The organism is Alkaliphilus flagellatus (assembly GCF_018919215.1).
Lineage (GTDB): Bacteria > Bacillota > Clostridia > Peptostreptococcales > Natronincolaceae > Alkaliphilus_B > Alkaliphilus_B flagellatus.
Genome location: NZ_JAHLQK010000003.1, coordinates 1 through 13,524, shown reverse-complemented (window position 1 = coordinate 13,524; position 13,524 = coordinate 1). Strand labels below are relative to the sequence as shown.

The following is a 13,524-nucleotide window of genomic DNA, read 5'->3' as shown; positions in this document are numbered from 1 at the left end:
CTATTTCAGCCCCTCCTTTAATTCTGTCTGAGGTCTTCTAATTATAAGTTGTTGTACTATTTGAAATACATTACTTACTACCCAATATAATGTAAGACCTGCTGGGAAGCTTTTTCCCCACCAGAAAATCATAATTGGCATAAAATATGTCATTATTTTTTGGCTTTGATCCGCTGTTGCACCTTTTGCTGTCATAGTTACACTAGATAAATAAGTAGTTATTCCTGCTAATATTGGTAAAATCCATGGATCGGCAGTAGCTAAATTAGGTAACCATAAAAAACTCGTGCTTATGGCCTCATATGCCGCTTGAGATTCAAAAACATATACTCCTGGTTCTCTTAGAGCGGCAAATAGTCCAATAATAATAGGGAACTGGATTAATAAAGGAAGGCAACCTCCAAATGGACTTATATTATGTTCTTTATATAGCTCCATTGTTTTAATATTTAGCTGCTCTTTATCATTTTTATATTTTTCTTGTAGTTTTTTAAGTTTAGGTTGAATTTCTTGCAGTTCTTTCATAGATTTTGTCTGCTTTATAGTCAAAGGCACGGTTAATAATTTTACGACTACCGTAAATAAAATAATAGATAATCCGTAATTGTTTGTTAAATCAAAAATTAGTTTTAACAATGCACCTAATGGTCGTGCTAATGCGTTCAAATTGATAACCCCCAATATACTTTAGTAAATTATTTAAGAGGATCATATCCTCCAGGGTGAAAAGGATGACACTTCAATATTCTTTTTAAAGTTAAATAAGTACCTTTAAAAGCACCATATTTTTCATAAGCTAATAGGCTATAACAGGAACAAGTAGGATAGAATCGACAGCTAGGTTTTTTTAAAGGTGAGATATATTTTCTATACAATTTAATAAAAAAAATAAATATTTTGGACATGATTTTATTCTCCAATACCTTACTACCTTTTTATAAGCTTCATTTTTTTTAGCAGATGTATCATAGCACTTTCTACTTCTTTATAAGTAGATTCAGCAGATGTATCTCTTGCTACAAATATAATATCATATCCTTGCAGTACTTTGTCATCGTTTAAACGATAGCTTTCATTCAATAATCTTTTTACTCGACTTCTTACAACACTTTTTCCTACCTTTTTAGAGACAGTAAAACCTACTCTATTAAATTCATATTCATTTTTCGAAATATAAATAATTAGTAGTCTATTGGCCATCGAATTTCTTTTTTGATAAACTTTTCTGAAATCTTCATTTTTTTTTAGTCTATTGATGGCTTTCATTCAAATTCACCAAACCTTTCTAACTACAGAAAAAGGCCACAAGTGCGGCCTCTTATGCAGTCAGTCTTTTTCTACCCTTTAATCTACGGCTTTTTAATATTCTTCTACCATTGCTAGTTGACATTCTTTTTCTGAAACCATGTTCTTTAGATCTTTGTCTTCTTTTTGGTTGATATGTTCTTTTCACGAAATACACCCCCTTCAAGTACTAGAGAAGTACTGCCTGTAATCATCAATAAACTTAATTATTTTAATTAAAAAAATAAATTGTTTTTGAGCACACTACTAATAAATTATATCTACAAAGCTTGTCTATGTCAAGAAAAAAACCATTGGCCAGTATGTGGATAAAAATATCCACACAAAAACATAATGTGGATATTTTTATGTTTCTTGTTGAAAACCCTTAAAATATTTGTTATTATTTATATACCTGTTGATAATTTGTAAAACTATATCAACATTATCCATAGTTATTCACATACTGTGGATAATGTTGTGAATAACTTACAATTTTCTTCTAATAATTACAGTATATAATTGATTTTTACTATTTTTTTTTGTGAATAATCATTTTTTGTATAATGTGGCTATTTATATTTTTATATTCTAATATTTTTATTATTAATATATTTATCCACATAACTATGTATAACCATGTTAATAAAATTTATTACACTTTTTTACTCTATTCATATTTTTTTTGTGGATAAATATATGGATAACTTTTTATATTAAAATTATTACAGATAGGGGGCTGTTTTATGCATGACCATCTACCTCAAATCTGGGAAAAAACTCTTAGTCTAATCAAACCAGAGCTAACAGAAGTAAGTTTTAATACCTGGATTAAATCAATAGACGTTATTTCTCTAGAAGGCAATAAGATTATTTTAGGCGTACCTAATAGTTTTACAAGAGATATTCTTATTGCACGTTATGCAACATTAATAAGTAATGCAATTAAACAAACAACATCTAATAAGTATGAACTTAAGTTTATAGTACCTTCTGAGGAAAAGCCAAGCCTAACTGAAGGAAATCAACAAAGATCTGAAGGCTTAGCTAATATTTCAGTATCATCAGACCAAATTACTTCAACTAATTTAAATCCCAAATACACATTTGATACTTTTGTTATAGGAAATAGTAATAGATTTGCTCATGCAGCCTCTCTAGCTGTTGCTGAGGCTCCAGCCAAAGCCTACAATCCATTATTTCTTTACGGAGGGGTAGGACTAGGAAAAACTCACTTAATGCATGCCATCGGTCACTTTATTTTACAAAATAATCCTAAAGCAAAAGTAGTTTATGTTTCTTCAGAGACCTTTACAAATGAATTGATAAATTCTATTCGTCATGACCGTAACGTTGAGTTTCGTAATCGTTTTCGTACAATTGATGTTCTTTTAGTAGATGATATTCAATTTATTGCTGGAAAAGAAAGTACCCAAGAAGAGTTTTTCCATACCTTTAATGCACTCCATGAATCTAATAAACAAATTATTATTTCTAGTGATAGGCCACCTAAAGAAATTCCCACATTAGAAGACCGTCTAAGATCACGATTTGAATGGGGACTTATTACAGATATTCAGCCACCAGATTTAGAAACAAGAATTGCTATTTTATACAAGAAAGCGCAGATGGAAAATATTGATGTTCCTAATGAGGTACTTACCCATATTGCTAGAAAGATTCAATCTAATATTAGAGAGTTAGAAGGAGCCTTAATAAGAATTGTTGCTTACTCCTCTTTAACAAATAGTGAGATTACTGTTGAACTAGCTAGTGAAGCACTAAAAGAACTATTTTCTAGTAAAGCTAGACAACTTAATGTTGATTTAATCAAAGAAGTAGTTTCTAATAAATTTAATATTAAAATAGAGGACTTTAACTCTAAAAAACGAACAAGGGCAATTTCATATCCTAGACAAATAGCTATGTATATTGCTAGAGAATTAACGGATTTATCTTTACCTAAAATTGGAGAAGAATTTGGCGGTAGGGATCATACTACAGTAATGCATGCCCATGAAAAAATATCTAATGATATTCAAACAAATGAAGATATTAAAGAAAGAATTGAGCGTATTATTAAAGAACTAAAAGGTGAGTAATCTATTCACATGTTGTTTGTGCATATGTTGTTGATAAGTTTCTATTTCTTTTTTATTGCTGAATATGTGTATAACTTGTGCAGACTTTTAAACATTTTATTCACATGTGTATATCATTAAACTATTCAAGTTAATAGTGTTATCCACAAAAACACAGAGCCTACTACTATTACTACTAGAGTTGTTATTATTTATCTATATTTTTTCAAAAGGAGGTTATCCACAAATGAAGTTTTTTTGCGATCCAAAAACATTAATGCATAGTATTTCTATTGTCCAAAAAGCTGTATCTTCAAAAAGTACCTTGCCTATATTAAAAGGTATTTATCTAGAAGCATTTGATAAAAACTTACGTCTTGTTGGAACAGATATGGAAATAGGTATAGATCATATTATGGGAGCTAACATTATAGAAGAGGGATCCATTGTAGTAGATGCAAGATTATTTAGTGAAATTATTAGAAGATTACCGGATTCTGAAGTAGAAGTATCTCTACAAAATAATAATCAATTACTAATTAAATGCGCTTCTACAGAATTTAATATCTTAAGTTATAATTCATCTGAGTTTCCTGAGCTTCCTGAAATTGAAGAAGAGCAAACTCATGAAATATCTCAGGAGCTATTTAAAAGTATGATTCGTCAAACTGTATTTGCAACAGCTCAAGATGAGGCTAGGCCGATACTAACTGGTGTCCTAATGGAAATTGAAGATGACACATTAAATATGGTAGCATTAGATGGATATCGTGTAGCTTTAAGAAAAGGAAAAATTGAGGCACATTTAAATAACAAGGTAGTTATTCCAGGTAAAACATTAAATGAAGTTAACCGTATAATAGGTGGAGAAGAAGATGAAAAAGTACAAATCTCTCTTACCAATAATCATGCTTTATTTACAGTAGGCAACACAAAATTAATTTCAAGACTTTTAGAAGGTGAGTTTATTAATTATAAGCAAATACTTCCGAAAGAATTTAAATCTAGAATTAAAGTTAATGCTAAACATCTACTTGACAGTATAGAGAGAGCTTCTTTATTAGGTAAAGAAGGAAGAAATAACTTAGTTAAATTTATTATTACTGATGAAAATATGATAATTAATTCTAACTCTGAATTAGGAAATGTTCATGAAGAAATTAAGATAGAACTTGAAGGTGAAGACTTACAAATTGCTTTTAATTCAAAATATTTTATTGATGCGTTAAAGGTAATTGATGATGAAACTGTTTACTTAGAATTTACAACAAATTTAAGTCCAGGTATTATAAAGCCAATTACTAACGATAATACAATTTATTTAGTTCTACCTGTAAGATTAGCATCCTATTAGTATTTAACCCGGCAAATTGCTGGGTTTCTATTTTTCAAAATCTATCAGCATTATATGCGCATAGTTTATTATGCAATAGGAATATGATAGGCTTTTAAAGTTGGTAGTTATAGGATAAACTAATGTAATATTAATGTTAATATTATATAAACAAATTTTTGTATATAAGACTAAAATAATATATTAGATAGGAGGTTAGAGTTATCTTGTATTAAAAGAGATAGCTACAAAAATGAAAAAACAAGTTAAAATTGATGGTGAGTACATCAAGTTAGATCAACTATTAAAGTTAGGTGAAGTAGTGGATAGTGGAGGACATGCTAAATTAGTTATATTAAGTGGCGAAGTTAAAGTAAATGGACAAACAATTGTTCAAAGGGGTAAAAAAATTAAACCTGGTGATAAAGTGTTACATGAAGGTATAGAAATTGAAGTAATTAGATAAGGAAGGTGAGCTTGGAGGGAAAATAAGGATGATAGTAGAGGAATTAAAAGTAATTAATTATAGAAATTATGAACAGATGCACTTGAAATTTCATCCAAGACTTAATGTTTTTATAGGTGATAATGCACAAGGTAAAACTAATTTACTTGAAGCTATATACTTATGTTCTGCAGGTAAATCCTTTAGAGCTAATCGTGATCAAGAGATGATTAACATGATAAAAAAACAGGCTTATGTTCAAGTAAAGTTAAAGAAGGTAATTGGTAATGTAAACATTGAAGTAAGATTAAATATGGATCGCAAAAAAGATGTTAAAGTTAATCAAATACCTTTAATAAAAATAGGAGAACTATTAGGTAACTTAAATGTAGTATTGTTTTCACCTGAAGATTTAAAATTAGTAAAAGAAGGGCCAAGTGAACGTAGAAAGTTTATGGATCGTGAAATTTCTCAAATCTCTACTAAGTATTATTACACTCTAAGTCAATATAATAAAATACTTCAACATAGAAATAAATTATTAAAGTACAATAGAGGAAAGATACTAGATTTAGAAGTATGGAATGAACAACTAGCTACCGCTGGTGCTTGGCTTATTTTTTATAGAAGGAACTTTATAAAAAAAATAAGTATATTAGCTAAGTTAATGCATCGAAAAATTACAGAATCCGCAGAAACATTAGAAATTATATACGAAGCTAATGTTAAAGTTAAAGAAGAAGATGAAGTAAACCATATTAAAGAAAAAATACTTCAAAGATTTAAAGAGGATTTAAATATAGATAAACAGAGAGGGTTAACAACCGTAGGACCTCATCGTGATGACATGATATTAAAAATAAATGGACTTGATGTTAAAAACTATGGTTCTCAAGGACAACAAAGAACGGCAGTACTTTCTTTAAAGTTAGCTGAGTTAGAATTAGTTAAAAGTGAAGTAGGTGAATATCCTATTTTGCTATTAGATGATGTGATGAGTGAATTAGATTTAAAAAGACAAGGTTACTTAATTAACAACTTAAGAAATGTTCAAACTTTTATTACAACAACAATGATGGATCATATAAAAAACTTAAACCCAGAGGACAGAAATATATATACTGTGTCTAAAGGTCAAATCTGTTAATTAAAAAACAAAATACTTTATCTTTTAATATGGTAGAATAAGGGTTATAATAAGGAGATGCAGTAATGTCTAGGGGGTGGCATATAATGTTTGTTCATTTAGGTGGAGATGTAGTTGTCTGTACAAAGGATATTATAGCAATTTTAGATATAGAATCCACATTAAAATCAAAACATAGTAAAGATTTTCTAAATATATGTGAAGAAGAGGGATTTGTTAATAGAGTTACTGATGAAGAGCCACGTTCCTTTGTTGTTATGGAAAGAATCGAAGGTAAACCATATAAAGGCAGGGCTATACGTAAAGTGGTAGTTTATTACTCGCCTATTTCTGCCCTTACCTTGCAAAAAAGGGCTAAATTTATAACGCATAGGAAAGTATAAATTTATATATACTTTCGGTAATCGGTAAAATTTGTTTAAATAAAGGCTTCTTTGATTTAAAAAACTTGAATAGAAGCTTTTATTATAGCAACTATAGCACAAAACCTTTATAAGTAAAGCATAGTGTATTATTATATAAGTTGGGCTGCTGGATACTAGCTACTGGTTTACTTTTATTGTATCAGTACCTAAATATTAGCAGTTTGTTTTATTTATTCATAAGAATCTAAAATATTGCTATGCAAAATGGTATAGATTTTTTGGCAGGAGGGTAAAAAATGAAAAAAAATCAAACACAAGAGTATAGTGCCGAACAAATTCAGGTTCTAGAGGGCTTAGATCCTGTAAGAAAAAGACCAGGGATGTATATAGGAACAACAGGGCCTAGAGGATTACATCATTTAGTTTATGAAGTTGTTGATAATAGTATTGATGAAGCTTTAGGTGGCTATTGTGATACTATTAGTGTAACTATTAATGAGGATAATTCTATAGAAGTAATCGATAATGGAAGGGGTATTCCTGTTGAAGTGCATCCTCAGACAGGAAAATCTACATTAGAAACTGTACTTACTGTACTCCATGCTGGAGGAAAATTTGGAGGAGGGGGATACAAAGTTTCTGGTGGACTTCATGGGGTTGGTGTTTCTGTTGTTAATGCTTTATCTGAGTATTTAGAAGCAACAATTAAATTGGATGGTAAGGTTTATTGGCAAAGGTTTGAAAGGGGTAACCCTGTAGATGATATTAAAGTTATTGGAGAAACAAAAGAAACAGGAACAACGATATCATTTAAACCTGATGCAGAAATTTTTGAAGATACTGTTTTTCAATATGAAACATTAGAATATCGTTTAAGAGAGCTTGCATTCTTAAATAAAGGAATAAAAATTATTTTAAGTGATAAAAGATCAGAAAAAGAACAGGAACAAGTATTTTATTACGATGGAGGAATAGGAGAATTTGTTAAATATTTAAATAAGAATAAAGAAGTACTCCATGAAAAAATAATATATTTTGAAAAAGAAAAAGATAATAATATTACAGAAGTAGCTATGCAGTATACAGATACGTATTCAGAAAATATTTTTAGCTATGCTAATAATATTAATACGCACGAGGGTGGAAGTCATTTAAGTGGATTTAGGGCATCTTTAACAAGAATAATTAACGAATATGCTAGGAAAATTGGATTCTTAAAAGAAAAAGATACAAATTTCTTAGGAGAAGATATAAGAGAAGGTTTAACAGCTATTGTTTCTGTTAAACTTACAGATCCACAATTTGAAGGGCAGACCAAGACAAAACTTGGAAATAGTGAAATGCGAGGTATTGTTGAAAATAGTGTATCAGAAGCTTTAGAAGCTTTTTTAGAAGAAAACCCAGTAGATGCAAAAATTATTTTAGAGAAATCTCAACGAGCGCAGCGAGCTAGAGAAGCAGCTAAAAAAGCTAGAGAACTAACAAGAAGAAAGGGAGTTCTTGAGAACTCTGCCCTTCCAGGAAAACTAGCAGATTGTTCCGAAAAAGACCCTGCTTTAAGTGAAATTTATATAGTTGAGGGAAATTCTGCTGGTGGTAGTGCAAAACAAGGCAGGGACAGAAGTATACAAGCTATATTGCCTTTAAGAGGAAAAATATTAAATGTTGAAAAAGCAAGATTAGATAGAATGTTAGGATCTGCAGAAATTAGAAATATGATTACAGCCTTTGGTACTAGTATAGGTGATGAGTTTGACATAGAAAAACTTAGATATCATAAAATAGTTATTATGACTGATGCCGATGTGGATGGGGCTCATATTAGAACATTATTATTAACTTTCTTCTTTAGATATATGAAACCTTTAATTGAACAAGGATATGTATATATTGCACAACCACCACTATATAAACTTAAAAAAGGCAAAGTAGAAAACTATGCTTATTCAGATGAGGAAATGCAAGAAAAAATAGCAGAAATGGGTGGAAATGTTGACATCCAAAGATATAAAGGTCTTGGTGAAATGAATCCAGAGCAACTTTGGGAAACTACAATGAATCCTGAAACGCGAACTTTTTTACAAGTTTCTATTGAAGATGCAGCTGGTGCAGATAATATTTTTAATACTCTTATGGGTGATAAGGTAGAGCCAAGAAGAGAGTTTATCGAACAAAATTCAAAATATGTTACAAATCTAGATATATAGTAAGGGGGATAAAAAATGTTAGTGGAAAAAAGTAATATAATCCCTATAAATATAGAAAAAGAAATGAAAAAATCATATATAGACTATTCTATGAGTGTTATTGTAGGGAGAGCTCTTCCAGATGTTAGAGATGGACTTAAACCTGTTCATAGAAGAATATTATATTCTATGATCGAATTAGGTTTGACTCCTGATAAACCACATAGAAAATCAGCACGTATTGTTGGGGATGTTTTAGGTAAGTATCACCCACATGGTGATACTGCTGTATATGATGCAATGGTGCGTTTAGCCCAAGATTTCTCAATGAGATATTTATTAGTAGATGGTCATGGTAACTTTGGTTCTGTTGATGGTGATGGCGCAGCTGCTATGCGTTATACAGAAGCAAGACTATCTAAAATTGCTCTAGAAATGATTAGGGATATTAATAAAGAAACTGTAGATTATAGACCGAACTTTGATGAGTCTTTAAAAGAACCTTCTGTAATGCCAAGTAAGTTTCCAAATTTACTTGTTAACGGATCAAGTGGTATTGCAGTTGGTATGGCAACTAATATTCCACCTCATAACTTAGGAGAAGTAATAGATGGTGTTGTTACTTTAATTGATAACTCTGAAGCTGAAGTGGAAGATATTATGGAGCACATAAAAGGGCCGGATTTTCCAACGGGTGCCACTATTATGGGTACAGAAGGAATTAAAGAGGCATATACAACAGGTAGAGGTAGAGTTAAGGTAAGAGCAAAGGCAAGCATAGAAGAGTTTAATAAGGGAAGACAACAAATTATTGTTACAGAAATCCCATATCAAGTGAATAAAGCTAGATTAATTGAAAAAATAGCAGAATTAGTAAGGGATAAAAAAATAGAGGGCATTTCTGATCTAAGAGACGAAAGTGATAGAAATGGAATGCGTATAGTAATAGAACTTAAAAGAGATGCTAATGCCAATGTTGTGCTTAATAAACTATATAAACATACTCAACTGGAAGATACTTTTGGTATTATAATGCTTGCAATAGTTGATGGTGAACCTAAGGTATTAAATTTAAAAGAAGTGCTGACACATTATTTAAATCATCAAAAAGATATCATTGTTAGGAGAACAAAATTTGATTTAAATAAAGCAGAAGATAGAGCGCATATATTAGAAGGTTTAAAAATAGCTATAGATAATTTAGATGAAGTTATTAAAATTATTAGAGGTTCAGAGAATACTCAAATAGCAAAAAATGGTTTAATGGAGAGATTTGCTCTATCAGAAAAACAAGCACAAGCAATTTTAGATATGAGATTGCAAAAGCTTACTGGTTTAGAGATAGAGAAAGTTGAGGAAGAATATGAAGAACTATTAAAACTTATTAATCATTACAAAGAAATATTAGCAAATGAAAGATTAGTTCTTAATATTATTAAAGATGAATTAATAGAAATAAAAGAAAAATATGCAGATAAAAGAAGAACAGAAATAACAAGAGCAATAGGAGAAATAAATATAGAAGATATGATAGATGAGGAAGATGTGGTTATTACTCTAACTCATTTTGGATATATTAAAAGACTTCCTGCAGATACTTATAAAAGTCAAAAACGTGGTGGCAAAGGAGTAGCTGGACTAACTACAAGAGAAGAAGATTTTGTTGAAAATCTAATTATTTCTTCATCGCATGACTATTTGTTGTTCTTCACTAACTTTGGTAGAGTATATAAGCTAAATGTTTATGAAGTTCCAGAGGCAAGAAGACAAGCTAAAGGAACTGCAATAGTTAATCTAATACCACTTAGCCCTGATGAAAAAATTGCAGCTACGATTCCTGTAGGTAGAGAATGGGATTCTAAGTATCTTGTATTAGCTACTAAAAATGGTATTATTAAAAAGACTCAGTTAAGTCAATTTGAAAATACCAGAAAGAGCGGTCTAATAGCTATTAGTATTAGAGAAGATGATGAGCTAATAAAAGTTAAGCTAACAGATGAAGGCCAAGATGTAATTTTAGTTACATCAAAGGGAATGTCTATTCGTTTTAAAGAAAGTGATGTAAGAGATATGGGTAGAAGCGCTATGGGTGTAAAAGGAATTAATTTATCATCAAAGGACCATGTTGTTTCTATGGAGATTGCGGAAGAACAAATGGATCTACTAGTAGTTAGTGAGAAAGGCTTTGGAAAAAGAACAGATTTAAGTGAATATCGTCTACAGTCTAGAGGTGGAAAGGGAATTAAAACCTATAATGTAACTAATAAAACAGGATCTTTAGTTGGAGCAAAGATTGTAGCTAATGATGATGAAGTATTATTAATAAACAATGATGGAACAGTTATAAGGTTAAATGTAAACAATATATCAAAATTAGGTAGAAATACTAGAGGGGTTACTCTTATGAAAACTGAAGAGGATCAATCTATTGTTACTATAGCAGTAATGCCTGGCCATGAAGAAGAGGAAGAAGAGGAATAGGTAGAGAAATAGCAAAGGTAAAATATAACCTTTGCTATTTTTATTAGTGCAAATTATATGGGTATAGTTTAAATTTTTAAAATTTGATATAATAAAAAGAGGATTAATTATAGATTTGTTTAACAATAACTAGATGTAATATATAAGGTAACTTATGGTGTAAGGAATATATTTAAAGAATTAGTATGATTAGTACAAAGGATAAAGGAGGATGAATTCTATGTCATTACAAATTAAAAAGGACTTTAATAATGAAAATAATTATTGGCTTGTTGAACTGGTAGGAGAGGTAGATGTATATACAGCGGGACAATTGAAGGAAGTTTTCATGGGAATTATTGAAGAAAAGAGGGAAGATATCAAAATAGATGCTGAAAAACTAGAATATATTGATAGTACAGGACTAGGTATACTTATTGGAGCGCTTAAAAGATTAAAACAAGAGGATAAAAATATTGTTATTTCAAATATAAGACCCAATATAAAAAAGCTATTAAATATTACTGGACTAGACAAAATTTTTATTGTTGAGGGGTGAAGACAAATGGATCAAATACAAATGGATGAGATAAAGCTATCTGTTCCCAGTAAACCTGAATATGTGGGAGTTATAAGATTAACTTTAGCTGCTATTGCTAGTCGTATTGGATTTGATATTGAAAAGATTGAAGATATGAAGGTTGCTGTTGCTGAGGCATGTACTAATGCAATTATTCATGGATGCCACTGTAAACAAGGCAGTAATTTTAATATTGATTTTGTTTCAACAGGAGAAAAACTAACTATTTCTGTCTATGATGATGGAGAAGGTTGTCAATTAGACAATATAGAAGAACCAGATCTTAGTAAACCTAAAGAAGGAGGGTTAGGTATATTTATTATAAAATCTCTTATGGATGATGTAGAGATTGAATCGGAAAAGGGCAAAGGTATGATGATAAAAATGATAAAGTACTTGGGGGATGATGCTTGATGAGAAACACAGCAAAATCTACGGATACTGGTGTTACTCTAAACATAAGTAAGACCCGTAAGACTTTAACAGAAAAAGAACTTTTTAAAGAATATGCCCTGACAAAAAACATTGAAATTAGAAATGAATTAATTAATAGACATTTATATATTGCAGAAATCCTATCTAAGAAATTTTTAAATAAAGGTATAGACTATGAGGATATTTATCAAGTAGCTTCATTAGGATTAATTTACGCGATTGAAAGATTTGATATAACAAAGGGTTTTGAGTTTTCAAGTTTTGCTACACCTACAATTATTGGGGAAATTAAAAAATACTTTAGGGATAAAGGATGGTCTATTAGAGTTCCTCGAAGAATACAAGAATTATCTAAAAAAATAAATGTAACTAAAACTACACTCCAACAAACATTGCAAAGAACACCTACTGTAAAGGATATAGCTGACTACTTAAGTTGTACAGAGGAAGAAATAATTGAGGCAATGGAGGCTAGTCAAGTATATACCCCTAAGTCTTTAGATTTAACATATGATAATGATGGGGATGATAAAGACGTTCAGTTATTAGACCTTATTGGAGAATTTGATAAAAGCTTTGATAGTATCGAAAATAAAGATTTTTTAAATAAAGCAATAGAAAAGCTAAATGAAGTTGAAAAGAAAGTGTTGAAGGATAGGTTCTTTAACAATAAAACTCAGATGAAAGTAGCGGAGGAATTACAAGTTTCGCAGATGACTGTTTCTAGAATGGAAAAACGTATTATTGAGAAGTTTAGAAAAGAACTAGATAAGAGCATGGAGTAAAAGAGTAGATTCCATCTACTCTTTTAGTATTTTATAAAAACAGAGTTGACACAAAAGAATAATAGTGATATAGTGTTAAAGGTGCTCCTCATGTACAGTTTTAAAAATAAATTTTAAAACAAAAACAGTTGACATAATATTTCAAGTGTGATATATTAGATAAGTCGCCGCAACAAGGCGATGGAGCATAAGTCTTTAAAGAGGTCTTTGAAAACTAAACAGTATAGATTAAGCCAGCAAGGGTAGATTGCCAAAATCTTTGATTTTGTGTAAGATACCTTCTCAGCGAAAAGCTGAGTTTCCATTAAATATTAATTTATTTAAATGGAACCCAAAAATTCGAGCATTTTTATTTAAGAGTTTGATCCTGGCTCAGGATGAACGCTGGCGGCGTGCCTAACACATGCAAGTCGAGCGGAGTTA

14 protein-coding genes and 1 rRNA gene are annotated in these 13,524 nt (G+C 30.3%); 11 read left to right on the top strand and 4 right to left on the bottom strand.

Annotation, left to right across the window (positions count from 1 at the left end):
- The 4 genes from KQI88_RS07705 to rpmH are packed head-to-tail and all read right to left on the bottom strand — an operon-like array spanning position 1 to position 1,453.
- Complete coding sequence (locus KQI88_RS07705; RefSeq protein WP_216415966.1) at positions 1-666, bottom strand: YidC/Oxa1 family membrane protein insertase; 666 nt, start codon at positions 664-666, stop codon at positions 1-3.
- Between the two features lie 29 nt (positions 667-695).
- Positions 696-905 carry a membrane protein insertion efficiency factor YidD gene (gene yidD / locus KQI88_RS07700; protein WP_212381067.1) on the bottom strand — a complete coding sequence of 70 codons (210 nt, stop codon included), beginning with the start codon at positions 903-905 and terminating at the stop codon, positions 696-698.
- 22 nt (positions 906-927) lie between these two features.
- Complete coding sequence (gene rnpA, locus KQI88_RS07695; RefSeq protein ID WP_216415964.1) at positions 928-1,266, bottom strand: ribonuclease P protein component; 339 nt, start codon at positions 1,264-1,266, stop codon at positions 928-930.
- Between the two features lie 52 nt (positions 1,267-1,318).
- A complete protein-coding gene (rpmH, locus tag KQI88_RS07690; RefSeq protein ID WP_212381069.1) occupies positions 1,319-1,453 on the bottom strand; it encodes a 50S ribosomal protein L34 in 135 nt (44 codons plus the stop codon).
- A gap of 577 nt (positions 1,454-2,030) precedes the next feature.
- On the opposite strand from rpmH, the gene dnaA reads away from it, so the two are divergent.
- The 11 genes from dnaA to KQI88_RS07635 all read left to right on the top strand — a co-directional run.
- Entirely contained in the window at positions 2,031-3,386 is a 1,356-nt protein-coding gene (dnaA, locus tag KQI88_RS07685) for a chromosomal replication initiator protein DnaA (protein WP_216415962.1), read from the top strand.
- A 226-nt stretch (positions 3,387-3,612) separates the two neighbouring features.
- Entirely contained in the window at positions 3,613-4,719 is a 1,107-nt protein-coding gene (gene dnaN / locus KQI88_RS07680) for a DNA polymerase III subunit beta (RefSeq protein WP_216415960.1), read from the top strand.
- A 232-nt stretch (positions 4,720-4,951) separates the two neighbouring features.
- The gene (locus KQI88_RS07675; RefSeq protein ID WP_216415958.1) at positions 4,952-5,164 is read left to right on the top strand and encodes an RNA-binding S4 domain-containing protein; all 213 of its coding nucleotides are present in this window, start codon (positions 4,952-4,954) and stop codon (positions 5,162-5,164) included.
- Between the two features lie 28 nt (positions 5,165-5,192).
- The gene (gene recF, locus KQI88_RS07670) at positions 5,193-6,290 is read left to right on the top strand and encodes a DNA replication/repair protein RecF (protein ID WP_216415956.1); all 1,098 of its coding nucleotides are present in this window, start codon (positions 5,193-5,195) and stop codon (positions 6,288-6,290) included.
- Positions 6,291-6,376: 86 nt separating this feature from the next.
- On the top strand, positions 6,377-6,673 hold the full coding sequence (gene remB, locus KQI88_RS07665) for an extracellular matrix regulator RemB (protein ID WP_216415954.1): 297 nt from the start codon (positions 6,377-6,379) through the stop codon (positions 6,671-6,673).
- Positions 6,674-6,951: 278 nt separating this feature from the next.
- Positions 6,952-8,862, top strand: coding sequence for a DNA topoisomerase (ATP-hydrolyzing) subunit B (gyrB, locus tag KQI88_RS07660; RefSeq protein ID WP_216415952.1), 1,911 nt, complete (start codon positions 6,952-6,954; stop codon positions 8,860-8,862).
- Positions 8,863-8,877: 15 nt separating this feature from the next.
- Positions 8,878-11,322: a DNA gyrase subunit A gene (gene gyrA / locus KQI88_RS07655; RefSeq protein ID WP_216415950.1), complete on the top strand. Its 2,445-nt coding sequence runs from the start codon at positions 8,878-8,880 to the stop codon at positions 11,320-11,322.
- A 220-nt stretch (positions 11,323-11,542) separates the two neighbouring features.
- A complete protein-coding gene (locus KQI88_RS07650) occupies positions 11,543-11,860 on the top strand; it encodes an STAS domain-containing protein (protein ID WP_216415949.1) in 318 nt (105 codons plus the stop codon).
- A gap of 6 nt (positions 11,861-11,866) precedes the next feature.
- Positions 11,867-12,295 (top strand): ATP-binding protein, encoded by a 429-nt coding sequence (locus tag KQI88_RS07645; RefSeq protein ID WP_212381078.1) that lies wholly within the window; start codon positions 11,867-11,869, stop codon positions 12,293-12,295.
- A complete protein-coding gene (locus KQI88_RS07640) occupies positions 12,295-13,101 on the top strand; it encodes a SigB/SigF/SigG family RNA polymerase sigma factor (protein WP_216416939.1) in 807 nt (268 codons plus the stop codon). The genes KQI88_RS07645 and KQI88_RS07640 overlap by 1 nt, the downstream gene beginning before the upstream one ends.
- 349 nt (positions 13,102-13,450) lie before the next feature.
- Positions 13,451-13,524 (top strand): 16S ribosomal RNA (locus KQI88_RS07635); the annotation flags it as partial.